Below are 24,511 nucleotides of genomic sequence, written 5' to 3' on the forward strand. Positions count from 1 at the left end.
ATCCTGGCAGGAAGGCGCGCAGTCTACTCACTTCACCGAGGCACCAAAAGAGGGCACCCCGGCGTAGGTGCCGATCTCAGAACTTGATGAAATGCTTACGGTAATGCTGCAGCTCGGCAATGGATTCGCGGATGTCGTCCAGCGCCAGGTGAGTGCTGCCCTTCTTGAAACTGTCACGCACGTCCGGCGCCCAGCGCGCGGCCAGTTCCTTGAGCGTGGAGACGTCGAGGTTGCGGTAGTGGAAGTAGCTTTCCAGCGACTTCATGTGGGTATAAAGGAAGCGCCGATCCTGGCAGATGCTGTTGCCACAGATCGGCGACTTGCCCTTCGGCACCCACTTTTCCAGGAAGGCAATGGTCTCGGCCTCGGCCTCGGCCATGCTCACGCGGCTTTCACGTACGCGCTGGGTCAGGCCGGAGTTGCCGTGGGTGCGGGTGTTCCACTCGTCCATGCGGGCGAGGACTTCGTCGCTGTGGTGGATGGCGATCACCGGGCCTTCGGCCAGGGTGTTCAGGTCACTGTCGGTGACGATGGTGGCCATTTCGATGATGACGTCGTTTTCCGGATCGAGACCGGTCATTTCCAGGTCGATCCAGATCAGATTCTGCGGGTTTTGCATTTTTCGGCTCCTGAGCAATGCTGCGCAGTTTAGCCTAGGCAGCCTGCCGGGCGTGCTAAACTCGCGGCCGTTTTACCTAATCGCTGCATTCTTCAGACGGAACACCCATGGCCAAACGCCAACTCAATCGTCGTCAAAACTGGCGCATCGAAAAGATTCAGGGCGAGCGCGCCGCCCGCGCCGCCAAACGCGAGTCCTCGGCTGTCGAGGCGCTCGAAGGCGGCGACCTCGGCCCGGAACAGCACGGCCTGGTGATCGCCCACTTCGGTGTGCAGGTCGAGGTCGAGGCCGTTGACGGTGAGCTGGCCGGCCAGGTCTTCCGCTGCCATCTGCGGGCCAACCTGCCGGCGCTGGTCACCGGCGACCGGGTAGTATGGCGCGCCGGCAACCAGGGCATCGGCGTGATCGTCGCGCAACTGCCGCGCACCACCGAGCTGTGCCGTCCGGACAGCCGTGGCCAGCTCAAGCCGGTGGCCGCCAACGTCGACATGATCGTCATCGTCTTCGCCCCGCTGCCCGAACCTCATGCCAACCTGATCGACCGTTATCTGGTCGCCGCCGAACACGCCGGCATCCGCCCGTTGCTGCTGCTGAACAAATTCGACCTGATCGACGAGCAGAACGCCCCGGCGCTGAATGCGCTGCTGGCGGTCTACCGCACACTGGGTTATCCGGTGCTGGAAGTCTCGGCGCACCACGGCAACGGTATGGAGCAATTGCAGAAGCAGCTCGACGGGCGCATCAGCGTGTTCGTCGGTCAATCCGGTGTCGGCAAGTCATCCTTGGTCAACAGTCTGCTGCCGGAAGTCGAAACCCGCGTCGGCCCGCTGTCCGAGCTGTCGGGTCAGGGCACCCACACCACGACCACCGCACGCCTGTTCCACTTCCCCGGCGGCGGTGAACTGATCGACTCCCCGGGCATCCGTGAATTCGGCCTCGGCCACGTCAGCCGCGCCGACGTCGAAGCCGGCTTCATCGAGTTCAACGATCTGCTCGGCACCTGCCGCTTCCGCGACTGCAAGCACGATCGCGAACCCGGTTGTGCACTCCTCAAGGCCTTGGAAGACGGCCGCGTGCAGCAGCAGCGAATGAACAGCTACCGCTCGATCATCGCCAGCCTGCCGGAAAACGGTTACTAGACTTTCAAGTACCCAGACACAAAAAAGCCGCGATCATCTCGCGGCTTTTTTGTGGGTCACTGTTTCGGCGCGGGGGCCGGTGCAGGCGCCGGGGCTGGCGCCGCGCTGCCCGGTTCGGTCGGTTTCGGCAGCGGGTCGTCGAACAGGTTCAGCCGTTCGCGCAACTCGTGGGCCGGTACCGGTTGCTGATCCGCCGGCAAGGCGTTCGGGTCGACCGGGGTAGCCGGCGCGGCGCCGTTCTGGCCTTGATCTGCCGGTTTCGACGGGTCGGCGCCTTGCGCACCTTCGATGGCCGCCTGGGCCTTCTTGGTCAGCACCACGATGTCGATGCGGCGGTTGACCGGGTTGAACGGGTTCTCCTTGTCGAACAGCGCCGACGAGGCGTAGCCCACCACACGCGCCACTTGCGAGTCCGGATAACTGCCCGCCACCAGCGCACGCCGGGCGGCGTTGGCACGGTTGGCCGAAAGCTCCCAGTTGCCGAAGTCGCCATTGCCTACATAAGGCTTGGCATCGGTGTGGCCGCTGATACTGATCTTGTTCGGCACCGCTTTGATCGTGTCGGCCATGGCCAGCAGGATGTCTTCGAAGTACGGCTTCAGCCGTGCGGAACCCGAGTCGAACATCGGCCGGTTCTCGGCGTCCATGATCTGGATGCGCAAGCCGTTCGGCGTGATCTCGAAGAGGATCTGGTCCTTGAACTTCTGCAGTTGCGGGTTCTCGTCGACCTTGTTCTGCAGTTCTTGCAGCAGCAGTTCCAGGCGTTCCTTCTCGACCTGTTCGGCCATGCCTTCAACCTGTTCGGTGTCGACCGTGACCTTGTCCGGTTGCGGTTGCGACTTCACTTCAGGGTTGAGGGTGTTTTCCGGCGCCAGGGTCGGCGTACCGCCCAGGTCGATGATGTACGGCGTGCCGCTCTCGGAGAAACCGACCGGGTCCTTGAAGTAACCGGCGATGGCGATCTTCTGTTCCGGGGTCGCGGTGGACAGCAGCCACAACACCAGGAAGAACGCCATCATCGCCGTCGCGAAGTCGGCGAAGGCGATCTTCCACGCCCCGCCGTGATGCCCGCCGGCGATGCGCTTGACGCGCTTGATGATTATCGGCTGGTTATTTTCCATGACTTAGCGACCGCGAACGGCTTGTTCCAGCTCGGCAAAGCTTGGACGGTGAGCCGGGTACAGAACCTTGCGACCGAACTCGACAGCCAGCGATGGCGGCATGCCGGAAGCCGAAGCCACCAGCGAGGCCTTGATGGCTTCGTAAACGTTCAGCTCTTCCTTGGCATCGTGGGCCAGGGAGTGCGCCAGCGGGCCGAAGAAACCGTACGCCGCGAGAATACCGAAGAAGGTACCCACGAGTGCCGCACCTACGTGCAGACCGATGGATTTCTGATCGCCTTCACCCAGGGAGGCCATGGTCACCACGATACCCAGTACCGCCGCAACGATACCGAAACCCGGCATGGCGTCGGCAATGCCGTTCACCGCGTGGGACGGATGCTCGAGGTCTTCCTTCAGGCTGTACAGTTCCATGTCGAACAGGCCTTCCAGCTCGTGGGGAGCCATGTTGCCGGACGACATGATGCGCAGGTAGTCGCAGATGAACGCGGTCATGCGCTCGTCTTTCAGTACCGCCGGGTACTTGGCGAAGATCGGGCTCGCGGCGGCATCTTCGATGTCGCCCTCGATGGCCATCATGCCTTCGCGGCGGCTCTTGTTGAGGATCTCGTAGATCAGGCCCAGCACTTCCAGATAGAACGTGTGGCTGAAACGCGAACTGAACATGCTCAGGGATTTCTTGAGCACGTGCATCGTCATGTAGCCGGGGTTGGCCTGGAGGAATGCTCCGAGTGCCGCACCGCCGATGATCATCACCTCGAAGGGCTGGATCAGGGCGGCAATCTTGCCGTGGGAGAGCACGTATCCGCCGAGCACGCTCGCGAATACGACGATGATGCCGATAATTTTAGCCATAGGTAGAAAGGTACTTGTTTAAGTCGGGTTCAAGGTCATATTCGGAAGTTAAAAAATCTCTTCTTCTACTTATCGGCAAAACTGCGCCAGACTATAGCCAGTTCAGGCGAAAAGCCAATTTAGCCCATGCCGGGCGCGTCTACAGTCAGTGAAGATCTCGTCCAGACATGGCTAATGAAACGAACGTCCCACACGTGAAACCGACCACACTCGATGGCTGGGTGAAGCTGCTCGACAGCGTTCGCCTGCCGGTGCCGCAAGATGCCCATGACCGGGTCTGCCGGGCGATTCGCGATGACCGCAGCTCGCTGCGCGACATTGCCGACCTGATGCAGGACAGCCCGGCGCTGGCCCTGAGCATCATCCGCGAAGCCAACCGCCACACCCAAGGCAACATGAGCGCGCCGGCGGAAAACCTCGAAGTGGCGATCAATCGCCTCGGCCTTGGCCGTACCGAAGAACTGCTGGCTCGCCTGCCCGCCGAACCTGCCGCGCAGATCCCCCAGCCCCTGCGCCAGTTGCAGATGATCAGCCAGCACGCCACGCAACAGGCCAACGGTTTTTTCGCCAGTCGCCTGGCGCGACTTTGGCAGGACATTCATTGGGGCAGCCTGTTGTTTCTGTCGCCGCTGTGGCCGTTGGCGCTGACCTTTCCCAAACTGCTTGAAGAGTGGGAAGTACGGGTTATCCACAAGGGCGAATCAGCGCGAGTCGTGGAAAAGCAGCTGTTCGGTGTGCGCCTGCTGAAAATCGGCGAAGCGCTGGTCGAAGCTTGGCGTCTGCCGGTCTGGGTGCAGCAAGGTTATCGGCTGCTGCTGACCGAGCAGCGCGAACTGGTCAAAGTCCTGCGCATTGCCCGCGACGTCGATCATCCGCTGCGCCAGCAAAATCGCCTCGACGACGACCCGACCCTGCGTCGCTGGCTCAATCAACCGGCCAATACCGTACTGCTGGCCAACGGTCTGGCACTCTCGGCGCAACAGGCCTGGGACAGTCCGCACAGTGAGCGCTGGCAGTACCTGACCAGCCTCTACCTGCAAATCTCGATGGACGAGGTACAACAACAGTTGCACCAGCAGGCCGCCGTCAGCGCTCGTCATCATTTCATGCCCGACCTCTGGCACCCGGCGGTTTCGCTGCTGTGGCCGTGGGGCACCCGTCGCCTGCCCGCCGGAATGCTGCCGGCTGCGGCGCCGTCCGCTGACGACCTGAGCCAGTGGCGCCGGCAATGCGCCGAGCTGCTGGCCGTGCCAAGCCGCTTCACCAACGCCATGAGCCTGACCGTCGCCGCCCGCGATGCGCTGGTCGCCAGTGGCATGCGCCGGGTGATGATCCTGATGGCCGACCGCAGCCACGCCAATCTGCGCGTCCATCAAACCTCGGGGTTGCCGAAGGAAGCCGCTGCGCTGAATTTCGTCGTCAGCCAGAGTTCGGTGCTGCAACGCTTGCTCACGCAGCAGGCGCAAGTGCGGATCACCCCGGACAACAACGCCCAGTTTTCCGCCCTGCTGCCGCCCTCGCTGCGCGCGCTGTTTCGTGGCGAACACCTGTTCCTGCGCTCGCTGGTGAACAACGGCCGGGTGATCATGATCGTGGTCGCCGACCAGGGTGGCGGGCCGTTCGCCGACATCACTGTGCAGGCTTTCGGCAAAACCGCGCAGTGCATCGAGAAAGCCCTGCACAGTTTTAGCCAGCGCGGCCAATGACAGCTACAATCCTTCCCCTTTGTGCTCTGGAGACCTCACATGTCTGATTTCTCTGGCCTGGCCCTGGTGATCGAGCCGAGCGACCTGCTGCCGCGCCTCGAATCCCGCGATCTGATTCTGGTGGATCTGACCAGTGCCGCCCGCTACGCCGAGGGACACATTCCCGGCGCACGTTTTGTTGATCCGAAACGCACCCAGCTGGGTCAGGCGCCGGCTCCGGGCCTGTTGCCGAGCAAAGAAAAACTCGAAGAACTGTTCGGTGAGCTGGGTCATCGCAAAGATGCGGTCTACGTGGTCTATGACGACGAAGGCGGCGGCTGGGCCGGGCGCTTCATCTGGCTGCTCGACGTGATCGGCCACGACAAGTATCACTACCTCGACGGCGGACTGCCGGCGTGGCTGGCGGAAGGTTCGCCGATGTCGATCCAGATTCCTCCGGCGGCGGGTGGCCCGGTTGCCCTGACCCTGCACGAGGAACCGACCGCCACCCGCGAATACCTGCAAAGCCGTCTCGGCGCCGCCGACCTGGCAATCTGGGACGCTCGCGGGCCGCTGGAGTATTCCGGCGAGAAGGTCCTGGCAGCCAAGGGCGGGCACATCCCCGGCGCGGTCAATTTCGAATGGACGGCGGGCATGGATCAGGCGCGCCAGTTGCGCATCCGCACCGACATGCCGCAGATCCTGGAAAGCCTCGGGATCACCAAAGACAAAGAAATCATTACCCACTGCCAGACCCATCACCGGTCCGGTTTCACTTATCTGGTGGCCAAGGCCCTCGGTTATCCGCGGGTCAAGGGCTACGCCGGTTCCTGGGGCGAATGGGGCAACCACCCCGACACCCCCGTCGAGCTTTAAGGATTTTTAAGGACAGTCATGAAAGAGCGTTTGTTTATCATCAGCCAGTACCTGCTGCCTCATCACCTGCTGTCGCGCCTGGCCGGCTGCGTCGCAGAGTGCCGCGTGCGCTGGTTCAAGAATGCCTTCACCACCTGGTTCGCCAAGCGTTATCAAGTGGACATGTCGCAGGCACTGGTTGAAGACGTGACCGCTTACGAGCATTTCAACGCCTTCTTCACCCGCGCGCTGAAAGACGGCGCACGTCCACTGGACCAGACTCCGGGCGCGATCCTCAGCCCGGCCGACGGTGCGATCAGCCAGCTCGGCCCGATCGAACACGGCCGCATCTTCCAGGCCAAGGGCCACAGCTTCAGCGTGCTGGAACTGCTGGGCGGCGATGCGGCGAATGCGGCGCCGTTCATGGGCGGTGAATTCGCGACTGTTTACCTGTCGCCGAAGGACTACCACCGCGTGCACATGCCGCTGGCCGGCACCCTGCGCGAAATGGTCTACATTCCGGGCCGGATCTTCTCGGTCAACCAGACCACCGCGGAAAACGTTCCGGAACTGTTCGCCCGTAACGAGCGCGTAGCGTGCATCTTCGACACCGAGCGCGGGCCAATGGCCGTGGTGCTGGTGGGCGCGATGATCGTGGCATCGATCGAAACCGTGTGGGCCGGTCTGGTCACGCCGCCGAAGCGCGAACTGAAAACCTTCCGTTACGACGAAGCCGCCCGTGCGCCGATCCATCTGGAAAAAGGTGCGGAACTGGGGCGCTTCAAACTGGGTTCGACCGCGATCGTGCTGTTCGGGCCGGATCAGGTGAAGTGGGTTGAAGAACTGAAGGCCGGCTCGCCGGTACAGATGGGCCAGGCCTTGGCACTGTCGAACGCATGAACCGGTTGATCCGCCCTTTCGCACGTCTGCGAAGGGGCGGACACGACCTGGGTGGCGCCGTTACTCTATCTGCCCACGGAAGCCGATCGGCCCTTCGTTGGCGTAGGTATTGGTGCCACTGAGGTTTTTCCCGCCGTCACTCGACGTGACGCTCAACGCGATAACGTTCTGGTTATCCCGCCCGCCGATCACCCACTTGCCACCTGGATGCCAGGGGGCATCGTTGCCACCCCACTGATTCTCGACGTTGTACTGGTTCTGGCCAGTGCGCTGAGCCTTGAAGCCAATAGGGCCTTCACCGGCGTAGGTCATGGTGCCGGTAAAGGTTTTGCCACCGTCGCCGGACTTGATCTCGATCGCGACGACGTTCTGGTTGTCCCGCGCGCCCAGCACCCAGGTTCCACCCGGATGCCAAGGTGCCGAACTACCGCCCCATTGATTTGCCACTGCGTATTTAGACATGAACCTCATCTCCTTGAAGTTTCGGGAGACCTGCCCCGACGTTGACGGCAGGCCGTGCAACCGTGCGTTTCCGATCGCACGTCTGAGAGACTAGTAGCGCCTGCGGGAATGGCACCAGGCCAGTAGACCAACGGTAAAAAACCCTGACAAACACCTGCGAAACAGACCACAACTGCTAGAGTTTTGGGCATTGCCCTATTCGCCGCCGGAGCTTGTCACGGCATGAGTGAGCCACGATCCCGACCACCACTGAGCGCCCCGACGCCCACGCAGTTGCGCCTGTCCTTCTGTGAAGCCACCCCGCGCGACCTCAAACGCTGGATCGCCGACCTGCCCAAGGCCAACATCGGCGAAACCGCGCGCCTGCTGTATCAAGGCCTCAACGAACTCAATCAACTGCTGACCCCCAGCGACAACCGCTTGCATTTGCTTGAGCTGTTGCGGCCTGAGGTGTATTTCGTCTGCCAGCACCTGGAACGGCATTTTCTGCATCAGGCGATCATGCTTGATGAGCGTTCACGCAAGATCAGCAACCTGAGCCAGGCCCTGCAAAGTCAGCTGGCCATCGGTTACAAACAGATCATTCTGCGGATCGCGCCCAAGTTCTCCCGGGATCGTGCAGCCCTGGTGAGCGAAGCGCTGCAGCGGGCGGCCCACGCGCTGAAAGGGCAACTGGTTCGCGCCACGCAGTTGTACAGCCCGGCGCCGGAACAGCTGTGGTTCGAACTGCATCAATTGTTTCGCTGCGCCTGCGAGCTGCAACTGCAGCATCGCCGGGTACGCGACGACCTCGCCAGTCTGACCGTAGATCTGAGTGTCGAGCAGACCTACCTCGCGGCCCTGTTGCTGGGCAGCGCTCGCTGCAATCAGTTGCGACAGAACCAGATCGCGCGCCTGGCCCAGGTGGTGGAACCCTGGAGCGCGTGGCTGAAGCTGCAGCCCGCCCATCCGGGCGCGGGCTTGTTCGCGGTCTCGGCAGACATCGACGCCGGCCCGCGTTACCGCTCGCAGTTTCGCAGCGAGCAACAGGCAGGGTTGCTCGGTTTTGATCCGCAACCGCTGGTGAATGCCATCGAGGCGCACCTTCAGCATCAGGACACAACGACGCCGCTGCCCGTGCCGGCCGGCCTGACCCTCGACACCCTGCAACACCTGCACGCGACCTGGGGCGAAACCGCCGAGCGCAGCTTTCAGCGCACCGTCGGCCAGGGCAACCTGACCGTGTGCGTCGGCATGAGCGCCCTGCACTTCTACCTCGGCGGCGAACGCACTTTCAGCGAATTGCTCAAGCACCCCGGCGCCCGTGCGGCGAATTTCAGCCGCGCGGTGGTTCAGGGGGAAAAGGACAGCTGGAGCCAGGCGTTCGATGCCGCGCCACAGGGTACGTCCGACGAATTGCTGCCCTACGAGGAAATCCGCTACGAACCGCTGGCCGACGACGAAAGCGGCACCGACAGCCCGCCGCATTATCCGACTTATGCCTTGCCCGTCATCAACCACAGCCCCGGCGGTTACTGCCTGGCCTGGCCAAAGGAAGTACCTGCCGAATTGCAGGCCGGGGAAATGGTCGGGATTCAGGACAGCCTCAATCAGGGCTGGAGCATTGCCGTGGTGCGCTGGATCCGCCAGGTGCGCGGCGCCGGTACGCAAATGGGCATCGAACTGGTGGCGCCCCACGCTCAGCCCTGCGGCTTGCAGCTGGTGCGCACCCGGGATGATCACAGCCATTACCTGCGAGGGTTGTTATTGCCGGAAATCAGTGCGATCGACTTGCCGGCGACGTTACTGGCGCCACGGCTGCCGTTTCAGGAAGGCAATAAAGTGCTGATCAACACCCAGGGTGAAGAGCACCGCGCCGGGCTGGATCGGCGGGTGGCAAGCACTCACAGTTTCAATCAGTTTGCCTATCGCTCGCTGGAGGCCGCGCAGAATGGCGGAAGCGAGGAAGATTTCGACTCGTTGTGGAAATCCCTTTGAGCCAGGACCGCAGCCGAGGGCTGCGATCCTGCGCCGACGTCAGAGCTGTCCGTCGCGATCGCGGAAGCCCAGCAGGTACAGCACGCCATCCAGCCCCAGGGTCGAGATCGCCTGCTTCGCCGACTGCTTGACCAGCGGCTTGGCGCGGAACGCCACGCCCAGACCGGCAATCGCCAGCATCGGCAGGTCGTTGGCGCCGTCGCCCACGGCGATGGTCTGCTCCAGACGCAAACCTTCTTTTTCAGCCAGCTGCTTCAGCAGATCGGCCTTGCGCTGGGCATCGACGATCGGCTCGATTGCCACGCCGGTGCACTTGCCGTCGACCACTTCCAGTTCGTTGGCGAACACGTAGTCGATACCGAGTTTGGCCTGCAATTGCTTGGCGAAGTAGGTGAAGCCGCCCGACAGAATCGCGGTCTTGTAGCCCAGGCGCTTGAGTTCGGCAAACAGGGTTTCGGCGCCCTCGGTCAGGCGCAGCGAGGCGCCGATCGAATCGAGCACACTGACATCCAGGCCCTTGAGCAGTGCCAGACGCTCTTTGAAGCTGGCGCGAAAATCCAGCTCGCCGGCCATTGCCCGCTCGGTGATTTGCGAAACCTGGTCGCCGACGCCGGCGGCTTTGGCCAGTTCGTCGATGACTTCGGCTTCGATCAGGGTCGAGTCCATGTCGAACACCGCCAGACGACGGTTGCGACGGAACAGCGAATCTTCCTGGAAGGCGATGTCGACGTTCAGCTCCTGAGCCACGCTGAGGAACTCGGCGCGCAGGGCCTGCGGATCGGCCGCTTCGCCTCGTACGGAGAACTCTATGCAGCCCTTGCCCTTGTCAGCCGGGGTGTCCAGCGGCATGCGACCCGACAGACGGTCGATATGGTCGATGTTCAGGCCGTATTTGGCGGTGATCGAGCTCACAGCCTGCAACTGGCCGGCGGTGACCTTGCGGGTCAGCAGGGTAACGATGTGGCGCTTCTTGCCCTGATTGCCCACCCATTGCTGGTAATCCTCTTCGGACACCGGGGTGAAACGCACCTGCTGGTCAAGCTCATAGCCCTTGAACAGGATGTCCTTGAGCACCGACTTGCCTTGCTCGGAGTCGGGAATTTCCACGAGGATGCCGAACGACAGCATGTCGTGGATCACCGCCTGACCGATGTCGAGGATATTCACACCACCCTGGGCCAGAACACCGGTAATGGCCGCCGTCAGACCCGGACGGTCGACTCCCGTGATGTTAATCAGGACGATTTCGCGCAACGCGCACCCCCGCAACTGGAAAAAAACCGCATTCTACCCACTTTCAGTGACCATCGGGCACCGCCAGCGCTTTGCCGGTCTAGGGCCTGTCGCTATACTGCGCGTCAACTTCACGGACAAAAGAGCCGAGCTCAGTGAACCGGCCCACGCCAGTTAAAACCGATAACTTCTTTCTGCTGATCTTCCGTGCACTGCGCCACCGCCGTGTACCGATTGCATTGCGCATTGCCAGCCATAACGTGATCCTGGTCGCCCTGGCCCTGGTGATCTATGCCTGCGTGATGGGCCTGCAGTTCAAGCAGGCCATGCACGAGCAGGCCGATGCGCTGGGCGAAAGCCTGACTACGCAGACCGCCACCTCTGCCACCGAACTGCTGGTGTCCAACGACATCCTCAGCCTCAACGTGCTGCTCAACAACCTGACCAAGAACAAACTGGTGGCCCACGCCGCCATCTACAGTGTGGACAACCGCATCCTCGCCGAGTCCGGTCAGCGGCCCAAGCACGGCCTGCTGGGCGAAGCCGAGGGCATGTACGAGAGCAAGATCACCTTCCAGGACGTGACCGCCGGACAACTGCGCATCAGCCTGGACATGGATCAGTTCCAGCAGCCGATGACCATCAGCCTGCAAAGCATGGGCATCCTGAGTGCAATCCTGCTGGCACTGTCCCTGGCCCTGAGCCTGCGTCTGGGCCGGCACATCTCCACGCCGCTGCTGCAATTGCGCGTGTGGCTGCGCCGGATCGACGAATACACGCCGGGTATCGAGCGTCAGGACGAGATCGGCGATCTTGCCCGCCAGTTGCACGCCAACTACGCCCCGGAGCCGGCCGAACCGGAGCCGGAACCGGAACCCGAGTTCGAGGACGACGAGCCGGAATTCGAAGTGCGCAACCTGCGTGATCCGAGTTTCGACGAAAGCCGCCCGATGGCTGCGCAGAAGCCTGCGCCACGCCATGTGGTCAGCACCGTTGAAGACGACGATGACGAAGACCCGTTCGCCGATCTGCGTGACGAATCGCTGAGCGATACCGCGCAACCGGCCGTGCGCCGACCGACCCCGAGCGTGCCGCAACACACGGCGGTGCTGGCGGTGCAATTGGGCTCGCAGGAACAACTGCGCCGTTTGCCGCGCGCACGTCTGGAAGAGTTGCAGGATCGCTATCGCGACTGTCTGGAGCAGGCTGCTTCGTTGTACCAGGGCGAAATCGAAACCCTGAACGACGGCAGCACCCTGATGCTGTTCCACACTGAAGACAGCGGCGACGATTACCTGACCAACGCCATCTGCTGCGGCGAGCTGCTGCGGGCGCTGGGCCACCAGTTGCAGATCGAAGTCGCCGACAGCGGCATCACCCTGCAATTGCAGTTGGGCCTGACCCTCGGCGACGAGCTGTTCGGCCTGAGCCAGATCGACCTGTTGCTGACCGACTCCGCCCAGGACGCCCTGGCTCTGTCGCAACACAGCCGCAACCTGCTGCTGGTGGAGCGCAAGATCGGTGACGACGCGCTGATTCGCCAGCGCGCACGAATCCGGCCGATTGCCAGCCCTGAGGGGGCTTGCTGCGTGGAGCGGTTGATGGAGCCTTATCCGTCGATGCTTGAGCGGCAACTGGCGCGGATGCATGAGCGTCGGGCCTGAGGCCTTGCCCTTGATGTGAAGAAGCCCGCAGATGAGTGATTGTCTGCGGGCTTTTTTGTGCGTGGCGTTTTCGTGATTGCGCCAGGCTTTGGAGCCCCCTCACCCTAGCCCTCTCCCAGAGGTAGAGGGGACTGATAGGAGAATATTGGGTATCTACACCGACCTGAACGTGCCGTGCCGAATCCACAATCGTAAGACCGCACTGCGCCAAATCCATAATCGCCAAGATCTTTCAGGTCGATGGATAACGCCAGACACCTCGGTCGGCTCCCTCTCCCTCCGGGAGAGGGCGGGGGTGAGGGGCTTTTGACTTTTCACAGCTCTAGACACAACAAAGCCCGCACAAGGCGGGCTCTGTTCTGACTCGTTCCAGCCTTAGAAGCGAAACACTTCCATATCCGTACGAATCGGCGAAGCCATCGGTATCTTCGGCTGCTTTTCGGCTTCCGCCGCCGGCGCTGCCGGTTTCGGTGCCGACTTGCGTGGCGCCTCGGCGACCGGTGGCTGATTGGCCAACGGTTTGAGCGCTACCGACAGTTGCTCGGCCAGACGCTGCAACAACACGCCCTGCGCCTGCACCTGTGCGGCGGTGGTACCGGCATGTTGCTCCTGCAGATGGACGATGCGGTTGTCACGCACCTGGCCACGGCGGTCGATCAGGCGCCATTGCGCGTCCAGAATCGCCGGTTGCTTGGCACCGGAATCCAGACGAGTGATGGTCAACAGCACCTGCACATCCGGGGTGAAGCCCAGGGTCGCTGGCGCCAGCACCACGCGCTGACTGTCCAGATGCCCGGCAACCTGACGCAACAGCAACTGATCGATGTCCGATGAAAGGCTACCGGCCCAGCGACCATCGGTCGAGGCCTGCAGGCTGCCGTCCGGCTGACGCTGCAACAGGGTTTCCCGTTGCAGGTAATCGGCAACGATCACAGGGCCCAGCAAAACTGCCATGCCCGCGCTTTGCGCAGGCTGGGCCGGACTTCCGCTGTCCAGCTGATACAGCGACACCGGCTGGTGAACGCTGCAACCCGCCAGACCAAGAACGCCGGCGAGCAGGAAAATAAGGGGGCGCAGAGAAGTCATCATCCCGTCCAGGTGGCCGCCACAAGGCTGACCACAGTGAAAATACTCAATAAATATGAATAACGCTCGGCCACGCCGGCGCTTGGAAAGGCCATATCATCCGTGAATATGCGTTCCGACTCCAGCGCCAAAGCGCCGATCTACGGGTTAAATCGTAGATCGGAGCGTCTAGGACGCCTAATTGAGGTTTTCGACGAGCAGCGCATCCACTCGCTGGAAGCCACGTGGCAGTTTGTTACCACGGCGACCACGTTCACCTTTGTAGTGTTCGAGGTCGTCGGCCTTCAGCGACAAGGTGCGTTTTCCGGCCTGCAGCACCAAGGTGGCGCCTTCCGGAAGAACGGCGATGTCCGTGACATATTCTTCGCGACTGGCCACACGCTCACCGGAAATACCGATGATCTTGTTGCCTTTGCCCTTCCCTAATTGTGGCAGATCGCTGATCTTGAAGATCAGCAGGCGACCCTCGGTCGTCACCGAGGCCAGCCAGTTGTGTTCGCGATCGGCAACCGGACGCGGCGCGATCACCTTGGCGTTGTTCGGCAGGCTCAACAGGGCCTTGCCGGCCTTGTTCTTGGCCTGCAGGTCTTCACCTTTCACCACAAAACCGTAACCGGCGTCGGAGGCGATCACGTACAGCGAGTCCTCCTCAGGCATCAGCACACACTCGAACGTTGCGCCCGGCGGCGGCGTCAGACGGCCGGTCAACGGCTCACCCTGGCCCCGTGCCGATGGCAGGGTGTGGGTGGCCAGCGAGTAACTGCGGCCCGTGGAGTCGATGACCACGGCCGACTGGTTCGAACGCCCCGCCGCCGAAGTCTTGAAGCCGTCGCCGGCCTTGTACGACAGGCCGGTGGCGTCGATATCGTGGCCCTTCGCCGAACGGATCCAGCCTTTTTCCGACAGCACAACGGTGACTTTCTCGTTCGGCAGCAGATCGTGTTCGGTCAGCGCCTTGGCTTCGGCGCGCTCGACGATTGGCGACCGACGGTCGTCGCCGTAGGTTTCGGCATCTTTCAGCAGTTCGCTGCGAACCAGTTTTTTCAGCTTGGCTTCGCTGCTCAGCAGGGCTTGCAGCTTGGCCTGTTCCTTGAGCAGTTCGTCCTGCTCGTCGCGCAGCTTCATCTCTTCCAGTCGCGCCAACTGACGCAGACGGGTGTCGAGGATGTAGTCGGCCTGGATTTCGCTGAGGGCAAAACGCTCGATCAGTTTGGCTTTCGGATGCTCCTCGGTACGGATGATGTGGATCACTTCATCCAGGTTGAGGTAGGCAATCAGCAAACCGTCCAACAGGTGCAGGCGACGCTCGACCTTGTCGAGGCGAAATTGCAAGCGGCGACGCACGGTCAGCACGCGGAATTCCAGCCACTCCACCAGCAACGCACGGAGGTTTTTCAGCTGCGGCTTGCCGTCCAGACCGATGATGTTGACGTTGACCCGGTAGGTCGACTCCAGCTCGGTGCTGGCGAACAGGTGCTGCATCAGCGCTTCGTGATCGACACGGCTGTTGACCGGGATGATCACGATGCGGCACGGGTTTTCGTGGTCGGATTCATCACGCAGGTCGGCGATCTGCGGGGCTTTCGATGGTTTGGCCTGCATCAGCGCGGCGATCTGTTCCAGCACCTTGGCCCCGGAGACCTGGTGCGGCAGCGCGGTGACGATGATGTCGCCGTCCTCGACGTGGTACACGGCGCGCATGCGCACCGAGCCCTTGCCGGTTTCGTACATTTTCAGCAGGTCGGCGCGCGGGGTGATGATTTCCGCTTCGGTCGGGTAGTCCGGGCCCTGAATGTGTTCGCAGAGCTGTTCGACCGTGGCTTTCGGCTCATCGAGCAGGCGCACGCAGGCGGTGGCGACTTCGCGCAGGTTGTGCGGCGGCACGTCGGTGGCCATGCCCACGGCGATCCCGGTGGTGCCGTTGAGCAGGATGTTCGGCAAACGTGCCGGCAACACCAGCGGTTCCTGCAGGGTGCCGTCGAAGTTCGGGCCCCAGTCTGCGGTGCCCTGGCCCAATTCGCTGAGCAGCACTTCGGAGTAACGCGACAGCCGCGCTTCGGTGTAACGCATGGCGGCGAAGGACTTCGGATCGTCCGGCGCACCCCAGTTGCCCTGGCCGTCCACCAGCGTGTAGCGATAGCTGAACGGCTGGGCCATCAGCACCATCGCTTCGTAGCACGCCGAGTCGCCGTGCGGGTGGAATTTGCCGAGCACGTCGCCGACGGTACGCGCCGACTTCTTGTGCTTGGAATCGGCATCCAGCCCCAGCTCGCTCATGGCGTAGACGATACGCCGCTGTACCGGTTTCAGGCCGTCGCCGATATGCGGCAGGGCGCGGTCCATGATCACGTACATGGAGTAGTTGAGGTAGGCATTTTCGGTGAAGTCAGCCAGCGAGCGGCGTTCTACACCGTCCAGGCTGAGATCAAGGGAGTCGCTCATGCGGGCCTCATCGGTTCGTTGTCTGGCGCAGCAGCATGGTGCCACCGCGCTGGGTAAATTCAAGTTTGTTCAGGGCGCTCATGCCGAGCAGCACCTGATCGCCATGCAGGCCGGGCGCCACCAGTGCGCGGACATCCCGCAACACGATATCGCCCAGTTGCAGGCGGTCGATACGGGTGCGATAGCCCTGGCTCAGGCCATTGGCCGTGCTCAGGGTCACACCGAAACCTTCTTCCAGCCTGAGGTCTTTCGCCACCTCGGCCGGGATTGCCACATCGGTCGCGCCGGTGTCGAGCATGAACTCTACCGGCCGACCGTTGATCAGGCCGCTGGCGACAAAATGTCCCTGGGCGTTGCCGATCAATTTCACTTCGATAAAGCCGTTGCCCTGCTGCGAAGCCACTTCCACATTGGGATTACGCTGGCGTTCTTCCCACTGGCTGAAAAACCGCGTGGCCAGAAACAGCGCCGCGCACCACGCCAGAATCATCAGCACCCGACCGGCGCGCTTGCCCGGCGGTTGCTGGCTCACGGCTTGGCGCTCCAGCCACCCTCAGGCGCGGCGAAACGCCAGATGATCGGGCGAACCTCGCCGTCGGCGCGAGGGCCGAAATTGTTGTCGACGCCGATCCAGGCGCCTTGAGCATCGACCACCAGCGCTTCTTCCAGGCCGAAGTTCTGTGAATAACGCCGATTGGCCTGCAACAGCTCGGCCGCATACGACCAGCAGAGCTCGACCCTGGCCGTCTGCGCATCGCGACGACAGATCTGGTACGCGTTGCGCTCAAGGGTAAACAGCTTGCCGTTGAACAGGGAGATATCGGAAAAATCCCGATTGACCGGACGGGCTTTCGGGAACTGCGGCGGTTGCATTTCCATGCCGCCTTCACTGAGCAGCACGCAGCGACCGTCACAATCCCACACCGTCTGCTGGCGTTTGATCAGCAACAAACCGCGACTTTGCCGCTCGGCAGCCAGCCACATCTGATCGCCCGCCGGGTTGATCGCCAGCCCTTCGAATAACGCGTTGAATTGCAGCAGCATGCCGCTGGCCCGCGCCTCGCGAACCATCATCGGCGAGATTTTCAGCCACGACGACGGCCCCTGCGGCGGCACTTGCAGCACGGCCGCGTGGGCTTCGCTGACGATGTAGCGGTTGCCTGCGCTGTCACAGCTGATGCCTTCGAAATCCAGATCCCCGCCCCGAATGAACGACGCCGCCCAGGTGCGCGAACTGATGCCCCACGGCAAGCCGCTGTCCGGCACTTTCGGCGGATCGATGCGCACGGCCGTGGCCTGCCAGACCCGGTCGCGGATATCGAGACGGTAGATCTGATCATCGTCGCGGTCCGAAACGGTCCACAGGTCATTGCCGCACAAGGCCAGCCCCGACAGGTTGCCGCCGCGCATGCCTTCGACCGGGTGTTCGGCGAGCACGCGCAGCTCTTGCACAGGCTCCGCCGACACCGTCATCGAACCCAGCAGCAATGCACCCGCCAAGGCCCAGCCAAACCGCATCAGGCCAGAACCTCGGCGAGGTTACCCTTGGATTCGAGCCAGGTCTTGCGGTCGCCAGCGCGTTTTTTCGCCAGCAACATGTCCATCATTTCCGAGGTCTGGGCGAAGTCGTCCCCGAGGGTCAACTGCACCAGGCGCCGGGTGTTCGGGTCCATGGTGGTTTCGCGCAGTTGCGGCGGGTTCATTTCACCCAGGCCTTTGAATCGGGTGACCTGCGGCTTGCCGCGCTTCTTCTCAGCCACCAGACGGTCGAGGATCCCGTCGCGCTCGGCTTCGTCGAGGGCGTAGTAGATTTCTTTACCCAGATCGATGCGGTACAGCGGCGGCATTGCCACGTAGACATGACCGGCATCCACCAGTGGGCGGAAATGCTGGACGAACAAGGCGCAGAGCAAGGTTGCGATGTGCAGACCGTCGGAGTCGGCGTCGGCGAGGATGCAGATCTTGCCGTAGCGCAGCTGGCTCATGTCCTCGGCGCCCGGATCGACACCGATGGCCACGGCGATGTTGTGCACTTCCTGGCTGGCCAGCACTTCGCTGCCGTCGACTTCCCAGGTGTTGAGGATCTTGCCGCGCAACGGCAGGATCGCCTGGAATTCCTTGTCTCGCGCCTGCTTGGCCGAACCGCCGGCGGAATCACCTTCCACCAGGAACAGCTCGGAACGCATCGGGTCCTGCCCGGCGCAATCGGCCAGTTTGCCCGGCAATGCCGGGCCCTGGGTGATGCGCTTGCGTTCGACTTTCTTGCTGGCTTTCAGGCGCCGGCCAGCGTTGCTGATCGCCAGTTCCGCCAGGGCCAGACCGGTTTCCGGGTTGGCGTTGAGCCACAGGCTGAACGCATCCTTGACCACGCCGGAGACAAACGCCGCCGCTTCACGGGACGACAGACGTTCCTTGGTCTGACCGGAGAATTGCGGTTCCTGCATCTTCATCGACAGAACGAAAGCGATGCGCTCCCAAACGTCTTCCGGTGCCAGCTTCACGCCGCGCGGCAGCAGGCTGCGGAATTCGCAGAACTCGCGCATCGCGTCGAGCAGACCCTGACGCAGACCGTTGACGTGGGTACCGCCCTGCTCCGTCGGGATCAGGTTGACGTAGCTTTCGGTGACCGAAGTGCCGCCTTCCGGCAGCCAAAGCAGGGCCCACTCGACCGCTTCCTTGGTGCCGGCCAGGTTGCCGCAGAACGGCGCATCCGGCAGACGCTCGAATTCGCTGACCGCATCCACCAGATAGGAGCGCAAGCCATCCTCGTAATGCCACTCGACCTTTTCGCCGGTGCCTTTGTCTTCGAAACTGATCAGCAGCCCTGGGCACAGAACGGCCTTGGCCTTGAGCACATGCTTGAGGCGGCTGATGGAGAATTTCGGCGAGTCGAAGTATTTCGGGTCCGGCGCGAAGTACACGCTGGTCCCGGTATTGCGCTTGCCGACGGTGCCGATCACTTGCAGATCGGTGGCCTTGAAGCCGTCGGCAAAGGTCATTTCATATTCGTTGCCGTCACGCTTGACCCGCACCCGCACCTGGGTCGACAAGGCGTTTACCACGGAAATACCCACCCCGTGCAGACCGCCGGAGAACTGGTAGTTCTTGTTGGAAAACTTGCCGCCCGCATGGAGCTTGGTGAGGATCAGTTCAACGCCCGAAACACCCTCTTCCGGGTGGATGTCAACCGGCATGCCACGGCCATCGTCGCAGACTTCCAGCGAGTGGTCGGCGTGGAGGATGACCTGGATCGATTTGGCGTGGCCGGCCAGGGCTTCGTCGACACTGTTGTCGATGACTTCCTGGGCAAGGTGGTTCGGCCGACTGGTGTCGGTGTACATGCCGGGGCGTTTGCGCACCGGGTCGAGGCCCGAGAGGACTTCGATGGCGTCGGCGTTATAGGAGCTAGCGCTGGGAGTGGCCATAGGGTCTCGTCGTCAGTGATTCAATGAAAATGGGGCAAGACTTCACAGTGCGGTGAAATCGATTGCCTGATAGGTATCGGCGCCAATCCCGGCAAAGCCGAGCAATGCCGGCAATTGTGTAACAAATCCCTGGAAACTGTGGTCGCCGCCGGCCTGAATGCGCAAGGCACAGGCCCGGTAATACTGCTGGGCAAGGCGATAATCCAGCGTTTCATCCCCGGTCTGCAACCATACCTGATATCGCTGCGGATCCTGCGGCGCCGGCACTTCCAGCTCGGCCAGGGCCGTCACGTGGTCGTGGGTCAGCTCCCAGGTTTCGTCGGTGTACAGGTTTTTCTGGGTGCCCAGGTGTCCGTCGAACATCCGGTGCGGGCTGACGGCCGGGTTGACCAGCAGGGCTTTCAGGCCATGGCGCTCGGCCAGGTGAGTCGCATAGTAGCCGCCGAGCGAGCTTCCCACCAGCAATGGCCGGCCGAGTTCGGCGATTGCCTGTTCCAGCTGACCGATGGCTTCGCGTGGGTGGTGATGCAGCGCCGGCACACGCAGTTGGTCGCTCAAACCCAGCCGCTCCATCACCTCGACCAGCTGACAGGCCTTTTTCGAGGCCGGCGCGCTGTTGAAACCATGGATATAGAGAATCGAACCGGACATTTGAGCTCCCTGGGCGTCGGCTGAAGAAAGCGGAGTTTACAGGGAGTCAGGGGATGTTGGGCCAGCACCCGAGGAAATCAGCGCTGCATCCGTCAATCAGTAACCGTTGGAGCCGTAATCCACCTGAAAATCAAAACCGGTGACACGCTCCACGCCGGTCTCCAGCCGCCCATCCGGCAACAAGCGCAACCAGCGATACCCCGGTGCCTGCTCGCCGACCTTGAAATCTTCACTGCCTGGCTCGAACTGAATGCAGGTCGACGGCGAGGCAATCAGCCTTACGCCGTTGCGTTCGCGGTCGATTTCCTGATGGACATGTCCCCACAGTACGGCGCGGGCCTGCGGGAAACGGTCGAGCACGTCGAAAAACGCTTCCGGATTGCGCAAGCCGATCGGCTCCATCCAGGCGCAACCGATCGACACAGGATGATGGTGAAAGCACACCAGATGATGGCGATCCGGCGCTTCACTCAGGGAGCGGGCGAGCAATTGCAGTTGGTCATCCTGCAAATACCCCGGCACCGATCCGGGCACCGCCGAATCGAGCAGGGTCACACGCCAGTTGCCGACATCCACCACAGACTCCAGCAATGCACTCTTCACCGTCGCCTGCGCCATGATTTGCGGTTCGTCGTGGTTGCCGGGGATCCAGCGGGCGGGGGCATCGATCTGTGCCGTCATTTGGCGAAACAGCTGATAGGACTCCAGCGTACCGTCCTGGGACAGGTCGCCGCTGGCCACGATCAGGTCGATCCGCGGTTGCTGCTCGAGCACCAGCTCGATGACTTTTTGCAGACTCTCACGGGTGTTCATGCCCAGCAGCGCTCCTTCCGCCTCGGCGAACAGATGGCTGTCAGAGAGTTGCACCAGCAGCGCCGTGTCGGCGGTGGTCAAAGTCGATACGCTCGGCAAGGCGTTCTCCCCCGGGATCGCGGGACTGGATAGGTGCGGCAATTATGCGGGGGGACACCACAAAGAGAAACCGGCGAACCGGACGCAGTTCACAACTTGCGCTGGTTATCGGACTGCCGCGTATTCGTGTCCGCACGCCAGACAATGACTCAGCCATTCACCCAGGAACAGATTGAGCTGGGCTTTTTCGTCCGGCTGGTGCATGGCCGCATTCGGGTAAGGATAGACGCCGCGAAAGCGTCGCGCATGCTCGGCACTGATCACCTCGGCCATACGCGCGTCGTGATAGACCTGCACCTCCAGTTGCGGCACCGGCAGCCATGGCAGGCTGTGTTCCTGACGCACCTGCAGAGTCGTGGTGTACGGACAGGCCTGCAGCACTTCCAGAGTCAGCACGCCGAGCATCTGGTCGCCCTGGGTTACCGCGATGCGCCGCGCTTCGGGGTCGCTGCGCATGTCCGGCAAGAGTCGCATCAGGCGCGCGTAGTTCGCCTCGCAGGCGGCTTGCAGCCCTGCGAGGTCGACGCGGTAGCGATCGCGCAACTTGTTTACGACCATAGCCCCCTCACTTCGGCGCGATTGAGCGCCAGCCACTGCAAGGCGATGATGCTCGCCGCATTGGCAATCCGTCCGTCACGTACGGCCTGCAAGGCATCTTCAAAGGCCCAGACCGTGACGCGAATATCTTCAGCTTCTTCCTCCAGCCCATGCAGGCCGCCCGCGCCTTCGGTGCTGCAACGCCCCAGATACAAATGTACGAACTCGTTGCTGCCACCCGGCGATGGAAAGTATTTGGTCATCGGCCACAGGGCTTTGATGTCCAGCCCAGCTTCCTCCTGCGCCTCGCGGTGAGCAACTTCTTCCGGCTGTTCGTCCTTGTCGATCAGACCGGCGACCAGTTCCACCAGCCACGGGTTGTCCGCCTTGCCCAGAGCCCCGACGCGAAACTGCTCGATCAGCACCACTTCATCGCGCTGCGGATCGTAGGGCAGCATGCACACCGCATCGTGGCGCACGAACACTTCACGATTGATTTCGCGGCTCATGCCACCGGCGAACAGTTCGTGGCGCAAGTGCAGACGGTCGAGCTTGTAGAAGCCCTTGTAGCACTGCTCGCGTCGCACGATATCGACGGCGGTCGGAATGGCTTTGGCAAAATCGGTCATGAGCATCCTCTTTACTGCAAATCCAATACGAGGCGCCTTACCTGCGACCTCGACTTCGCGCCATCCTAACGCGCCGGTGACGTTTGATGCAGCCCCTTTGCTGTCAGCGGGATGGACGGTGGAGGCGAAACCCACTCTAATTAGCTTAGTGGCGAACTGACCGCTTCGTTGAGAGTCGAAGCGGTAACTTTTTGCCTTCCCCTGCTTCAGAAAGGACGCCCATGTCGCTTTTCAAAATTGCCTCCGTGGCCGCCATCGCCCTGACCCTGGGCGCCTGCGCCAGCCTGTTCCAGCCCAACCTGCGCACGCCGCTGGAAACCACCCGCGACGCCTCGGAAACGCTGAAACCCGGTTGTTCCAACCAGGACTGTCCGTTGGTAAACATCGATACGTTGCGCTTCCCGGCAGAACCGGCGCTGGACGGCATCATCGAAAAACGCCTGCTGCAAATGACCCGCACCGCACCGAACGCCCCGGTGGCGCCGACGCTGGCAGCGTATCGCGAGCAGTTCCTGGCCAACGCCGGCCCGCGCAACAGCAGCTATTTGCAGGCGAAAGTACGCGAGCAGCATGACGGTCTGGTGATCATCGAAACCTCGAGCTATTTGGACACCGGCGGTGCCCACGGTACGCCGGGACGCGGTTTCATCAACTATTCGCGTCAGCAACACAAGGTGCTGACCTTGGCGGACATGCTGCTGCCGGGTCAGGAAGAGGCATTTTGGAAAGCGGCGCAAGTGGCGCACAACAGCTGGCTGATCAGCACCAAGCTCGATCAGGAACCGGAATTCGTGAAGAGCTGGCCGTTCGTCAAAACCCCGAACGTGGCGCTGACCTACGGCGGCGTGATCCTCAAGTACGACGTGACCACCATCGCGCCTTATGCGCTGGGCCACGTCGAACTGAAGATCCCTTACCCGCGCCTGAACGGCATTCTCAAGCCCGAGCTGTTTCCCGGCCGTAACTGAAAGCCCGGCCGAGCACCAGTTGCAGCAGCCCTGCCAGCACCAGCGCCGGCAGGGTCGCGCCGACATCCGGATACAGATTGGCCAACAAGTGATAGGTGCTGATGCCACCCAGCCAGGCCAATAGCGCCGGCCAGCGCAACGCGGCCGATGCCACCTGAGCACTGCGCTTGCGCAGGATGAAGTGATCCACCAGCACCACGCCGAACAGCGGTGCGAACACCGAGCCGATCAGCAACAGGAAGTTCTGGTACTGCGCCAACGGCGCGAGCAAGGCGATCAGGGTGCAGATCACCCCGATGGCCAGCGCCAGATGCTCGACTTTCAGACGCAACAGAATCCCACTGGAAACCGCTGCCGAGTGAATGTCGGCGAAAGCGTTCTCCGACTCGTCCAGCAGAATCAGCAACAGCGGAATCCCCAGACCGGTGCCGGCCAGTGCCAGCAGCAGCGCGTTGACTTCACCGCTCGGCGCGAATGCCAGCGTGTAGGCCACGCCGAGGCTCATCAGCCAGAAGTTGCCGATGAAGAAACCGATCGCCGTACCACCGAACACGTTCTTCGCCTTCTTGCCGAAACGCGAGTAGTCGGCAATCAGCGGCAGCCACGACAGCGGCATCGCGATGGCGATGTCGAAGCCCACGGCGAGCGGCATCGAGCCATCCCCGGCCTGTGCCCACAAGGCGGCGAGATCGGCCTTGGCGAACAGATTCCAGGTCAGCCAGATGCACGCGGCCAGAATCAGCCAGATGCCCCACTTGCGCAGAATCTTGCGCACGAACGTCAACGGCCCGCTGACCGCGAGCAATGTCGCCAATGCGCCGAAGCACAGCGTCCACAGCATCGGACTGGCCCACAGCGAACCTTCGCTGAACGCACGGGTGCCGAGCAGGCTGGCCGCATCGCGCATGACGATGATTTCGAACGAACCCCAACCGATCAGTTGCAGCAGGTTGAGCAGCGCCGGCAGGCTCGCGCCTTTGCTGCCGAGGCTGAGTTTCAGCGCGGCCATCGACGACAGGCCGGTGTCACTGCCGATCACGCCAACGGCGGCCAGCAACAGAACGCCGACCAGGGTGCCGAGAAAGATCGCCAGCAGCGATCCCGAAAGGCCCAGCCCCGGCGCCAGCAACGCACCGGTCTGCAACACCATCAGGCCGATGCCGAGGGAAAACCACAGGGAAAACAGATCGCGACCGCCGAACACACGCTGGTTGGCGGGCACGGCGAGGTCGGGGGAATAAGTACCGGGTTGAATGCTCAAGGACGTTTCTCACAGAGAAGCAGAAAAAAAGCTGCAAGCTGCAAGCTACAAGTCAGAAGCGATATGCGGACTGCTTCTCCTCTTGTAGCT

The 24,511-nt window shown here is 62.2% G+C and carries 22 protein-coding genes; 7 read left to right on the forward strand and 15 right to left on the reverse strand.

What is annotated here, in order from left to right; all coding sequences use genetic code 11:
- Window positions 1-76: 76 nt before the first annotated feature.
- Window positions 77-619: an oligoribonuclease gene (orn, locus tag AC07Y2_RS18435; RefSeq protein WP_065258764.1), complete on the reverse strand. Its 543-nt coding sequence runs from the start codon at window positions 617-619 to the stop codon at window positions 77-79.
- Between the two features lie 107 nt (window positions 620-726).
- Between orn and rsgA the strand changes: the two genes are divergently transcribed.
- Complete coding sequence (rsgA, locus tag AC07Y2_RS18440) at window positions 727-1,758, forward strand: small ribosomal subunit biogenesis GTPase RsgA (RefSeq protein WP_039766628.1); 1,032 nt, start codon at window positions 727-729, stop codon at window positions 1,756-1,758.
- 56 nt (window positions 1,759-1,814) lie between these two features.
- On the opposite strand, the gene motB is transcribed toward rsgA, so the two are convergent.
- Complete coding sequence (motB, locus tag AC07Y2_RS18445; protein WP_103386588.1) at window positions 1,815-2,879, reverse strand: flagellar motor protein MotB; 1,065 nt, start codon at window positions 2,877-2,879, stop codon at window positions 1,815-1,817.
- 3 nt (window positions 2,880-2,882) lie between these two features.
- Window positions 2,883-3,734: a flagellar motor stator protein MotA gene (gene motA / locus AC07Y2_RS18450; RefSeq protein ID WP_007952169.1), complete on the reverse strand. Its 852-nt coding sequence runs from the start codon at window positions 3,732-3,734 to the stop codon at window positions 2,883-2,885.
- Window positions 3,735-3,901: 167 nt separating this feature from the next.
- On the opposite strand from motA, the gene AC07Y2_RS18455 reads away from it, so the two are divergent.
- From AC07Y2_RS18455 to asd, 3 genes are read left to right on the forward strand one after another with little or no spacing between them, the layout of a single operon-like run.
- Entirely contained in the window at window positions 3,902-5,440 is a 1,539-nt protein-coding gene (locus tag AC07Y2_RS18455; RefSeq protein WP_103386587.1) for an HDOD domain-containing protein, read from the forward strand.
- Between the two features lie 39 nt (window positions 5,441-5,479).
- A complete protein-coding gene (locus AC07Y2_RS18460; protein WP_039766622.1) occupies window positions 5,480-6,295 on the forward strand; it encodes a rhodanese-like domain-containing protein in 816 nt (271 codons plus the stop codon).
- A gap of 18 nt (window positions 6,296-6,313) precedes the next feature.
- On the forward strand, window positions 6,314-7,174 hold the full coding sequence (gene asd / locus AC07Y2_RS18465) for an archaetidylserine decarboxylase (protein WP_007952166.1): 861 nt from the start codon (window positions 6,314-6,316) through the stop codon (window positions 7,172-7,174).
- 60 nt (window positions 7,175-7,234) lie between these two features.
- Here asd and AC07Y2_RS18470 read toward each other — a convergent pair whose 3' ends face one another.
- Entirely contained in the window at window positions 7,235-7,636 is a 402-nt protein-coding gene (locus tag AC07Y2_RS18470) for a lectin OAA family protein (RefSeq protein WP_039766619.1), read from the reverse strand.
- A 222-nt stretch (window positions 7,637-7,858) separates the two neighbouring features.
- Here AC07Y2_RS18470 and AC07Y2_RS18475 point away from each other — a divergent pair, with 222 nt between their 5' ends.
- Entirely contained in the window at window positions 7,859-9,613 is a 1,755-nt protein-coding gene (locus AC07Y2_RS18475; protein ID WP_103386586.1) for a cyclic-di-GMP receptor FimW-related protein, read from the forward strand.
- Between the two features lie 39 nt (window positions 9,614-9,652).
- Here the strand turns inward: AC07Y2_RS18475 and serB are convergent, their stop codons facing one another.
- Complete coding sequence (gene serB / locus AC07Y2_RS18480; protein ID WP_039766615.1) at window positions 9,653-10,867, reverse strand: phosphoserine phosphatase SerB; 1,215 nt, start codon at window positions 10,865-10,867, stop codon at window positions 9,653-9,655.
- 134 nt (window positions 10,868-11,001) lie between these two features.
- Between serB and AC07Y2_RS18485 the strand changes: the two genes are divergently transcribed.
- The gene (locus AC07Y2_RS18485) at window positions 11,002-12,510 is read left to right on the forward strand and encodes an AhpA/YtjB family protein (RefSeq protein WP_074689624.1); all 1,509 of its coding nucleotides are present in this window, start codon (window positions 11,002-11,004) and stop codon (window positions 12,508-12,510) included.
- A 375-nt stretch (window positions 12,511-12,885) separates the two neighbouring features.
- Here the strand turns inward: AC07Y2_RS18485 and AC07Y2_RS18490 are convergent, their stop codons facing one another.
- The 9 genes from AC07Y2_RS18490 to AC07Y2_RS18530 form a co-directional block, all read right to left on the reverse strand.
- Window positions 12,886-13,596 (reverse strand): PqiC family protein, encoded by a 711-nt coding sequence (locus AC07Y2_RS18490; protein ID WP_039766610.1) that lies wholly within the window; start codon window positions 13,594-13,596, stop codon window positions 12,886-12,888.
- Between the two features lie 177 nt (window positions 13,597-13,773).
- Complete coding sequence (gene parC, locus AC07Y2_RS18495; protein WP_064382912.1) at window positions 13,774-16,038, reverse strand: DNA topoisomerase IV subunit A; 2,265 nt, start codon at window positions 16,036-16,038, stop codon at window positions 13,774-13,776.
- 7 nt (window positions 16,039-16,045) lie between these two features.
- On the reverse strand, window positions 16,046-16,570 hold the full coding sequence (locus AC07Y2_RS18500; RefSeq protein WP_039766607.1) for a retropepsin-like aspartic protease family protein: 525 nt from the start codon (window positions 16,568-16,570) through the stop codon (window positions 16,046-16,048).
- Window positions 16,567-17,556: an esterase-like activity of phytase family protein gene (locus AC07Y2_RS18505; protein WP_039766604.1), complete on the reverse strand. Its 990-nt coding sequence runs from the start codon at window positions 17,554-17,556 to the stop codon at window positions 16,567-16,569. Before AC07Y2_RS18505 ends, AC07Y2_RS18500 begins: the two co-directional genes overlap by 4 nt.
- Window positions 17,556-19,463, reverse strand: coding sequence for a DNA topoisomerase IV subunit B (gene parE / locus AC07Y2_RS18510; RefSeq protein WP_039766602.1), 1,908 nt, complete (start codon window positions 19,461-19,463; stop codon window positions 17,556-17,558). Before parE ends, AC07Y2_RS18505 begins: the two co-directional genes overlap by 1 nt.
- A 42-nt stretch (window positions 19,464-19,505) precedes the next feature.
- The gene (locus AC07Y2_RS18515) at window positions 19,506-20,114 is read right to left on the reverse strand and encodes a YqiA/YcfP family alpha/beta fold hydrolase (RefSeq protein ID WP_103386585.1); all 609 of its coding nucleotides are present in this window, start codon (window positions 20,112-20,114) and stop codon (window positions 19,506-19,508) included.
- A gap of 96 nt (window positions 20,115-20,210) precedes the next feature.
- The gene (gene cpdA / locus AC07Y2_RS18520; protein WP_103386584.1) at window positions 20,211-21,026 is read right to left on the reverse strand and encodes a 3',5'-cyclic-AMP phosphodiesterase; all 816 of its coding nucleotides are present in this window, start codon (window positions 21,024-21,026) and stop codon (window positions 20,211-20,213) included.
- 105 nt (window positions 21,027-21,131) lie between these two features.
- Window positions 21,132-21,584 (reverse strand): DUF1249 domain-containing protein, encoded by a 453-nt coding sequence (locus tag AC07Y2_RS18525; protein ID WP_039766596.1) that lies wholly within the window; start codon window positions 21,582-21,584, stop codon window positions 21,132-21,134.
- Complete coding sequence (locus tag AC07Y2_RS18530; protein WP_007952223.1) at window positions 21,575-22,192, reverse strand: NUDIX domain-containing protein; 618 nt, start codon at window positions 22,190-22,192, stop codon at window positions 21,575-21,577. Before AC07Y2_RS18530 ends, AC07Y2_RS18525 begins: the two co-directional genes overlap by 10 nt.
- A 221-nt stretch (window positions 22,193-22,413) precedes the next feature.
- Between AC07Y2_RS18530 and AC07Y2_RS18535 the strand changes: the two genes are divergently transcribed.
- Window positions 22,414-23,160 (forward strand): RsiV family protein, encoded by a 747-nt coding sequence (locus AC07Y2_RS18535; RefSeq protein WP_074689622.1) that lies wholly within the window; start codon window positions 22,414-22,416, stop codon window positions 23,158-23,160.
- On the opposite strand, the gene cytX is transcribed toward AC07Y2_RS18535, so the two are convergent.
- Window positions 23,129-24,421 (reverse strand): putative hydroxymethylpyrimidine transporter CytX, encoded by a 1,293-nt coding sequence (gene cytX, locus AC07Y2_RS18540; protein WP_103386583.1) that lies wholly within the window; start codon window positions 24,419-24,421, stop codon window positions 23,129-23,131. The two genes, AC07Y2_RS18535 and cytX, sit on opposite strands and share 32 nt — an antisense overlap.
- Between the last annotated feature and the right edge of the window lie 90 nt (window positions 24,422-24,511).

The sequence above is a fragment of the Pseudomonas sp. GW456-12-1-14-TSB6 genome (assembly GCF_059424205.1).

Excerpts from the sequence above, each read along its gene's own strand:
- AC07Y2_RS18490 (WP_039766610.1), bottom strand. The coding sequence starts at position 13,596 with ATGACTTCTCTGCGCCCCCTTATTTTCCTGCTCGCCGGCGTTCTTGGT.
- parC (WP_064382912.1), bottom strand. The coding sequence starts at position 16,038 with ATGAGCGACTCCCTTGATCTCAGCCTGGACGGTGTAGAACGCCGCTCG.
- AC07Y2_RS18460 (WP_039766622.1), top strand. The coding sequence starts at position 5,480 with ATGTCTGATTTCTCTGGCCTGGCCCTGGTGATCGAGCCGAGCGACCTG.
- AC07Y2_RS18525 (WP_039766596.1), bottom strand. The coding sequence starts at position 21,584 with ATGGTCGTAAACAAGTTGCGCGATCGCTACCGCGTCGACCTCGCAGGG.
- AC07Y2_RS18535 (WP_074689622.1), top strand. The coding sequence starts at position 22,414 with ATGTCGCTTTTCAAAATTGCCTCCGTGGCCGCCATCGCCCTGACCCTG.
- AC07Y2_RS18505 (WP_039766604.1), bottom strand. The coding sequence starts at position 17,556 with ATGCGGTTTGGCTGGGCCTTGGCGGGTGCATTGCTGCTGGGTTCGATG.
- parE (WP_039766602.1), bottom strand. The coding sequence starts at position 19,463 with ATGGCCACTCCCAGCGCTAGCTCCTATAACGCCGACGCCATCGAAGTC.
- motB (WP_103386588.1), bottom strand. The coding sequence starts at position 2,879 with ATGGAAAATAACCAGCCGATAATCATCAAGCGCGTCAAGCGCATCGCC.
- AC07Y2_RS18530 (WP_007952223.1), bottom strand. The coding sequence starts at position 22,192 with ATGACCGATTTTGCCAAAGCCATTCCGACCGCCGTCGATATCGTGCGA.
- motA (WP_007952169.1), bottom strand. The coding sequence starts at position 3,734 with ATGGCTAAAATTATCGGCATCATCGTCGTATTCGCGAGCGTGCTCGGC.
- asd (WP_007952166.1), top strand. The coding sequence starts at position 6,314 with ATGAAAGAGCGTTTGTTTATCATCAGCCAGTACCTGCTGCCTCATCAC.
- orn (WP_065258764.1), bottom strand. The coding sequence starts at position 619 with ATGCAAAACCCGCAGAATCTGATCTGGATCGACCTGGAAATGACCGGT.
- AC07Y2_RS18455 (WP_103386587.1), top strand. The coding sequence starts at position 3,902 with ATGGCTAATGAAACGAACGTCCCACACGTGAAACCGACCACACTCGAT.
- AC07Y2_RS18515 (WP_103386585.1), bottom strand. The coding sequence starts at position 20,114 with ATGTCCGGTTCGATTCTCTATATCCATGGTTTCAACAGCGCGCCGGCC.
- AC07Y2_RS18475 (WP_103386586.1), top strand. The coding sequence starts at position 7,859 with ATGAGTGAGCCACGATCCCGACCACCACTGAGCGCCCCGACGCCCACG.
- rsgA (WP_039766628.1), top strand. The coding sequence starts at position 727 with ATGGCCAAACGCCAACTCAATCGTCGTCAAAACTGGCGCATCGAAAAG.
- AC07Y2_RS18470 (WP_039766619.1), bottom strand. The coding sequence starts at position 7,636 with ATGTCTAAATACGCAGTGGCAAATCAATGGGGCGGTAGTTCGGCACCT.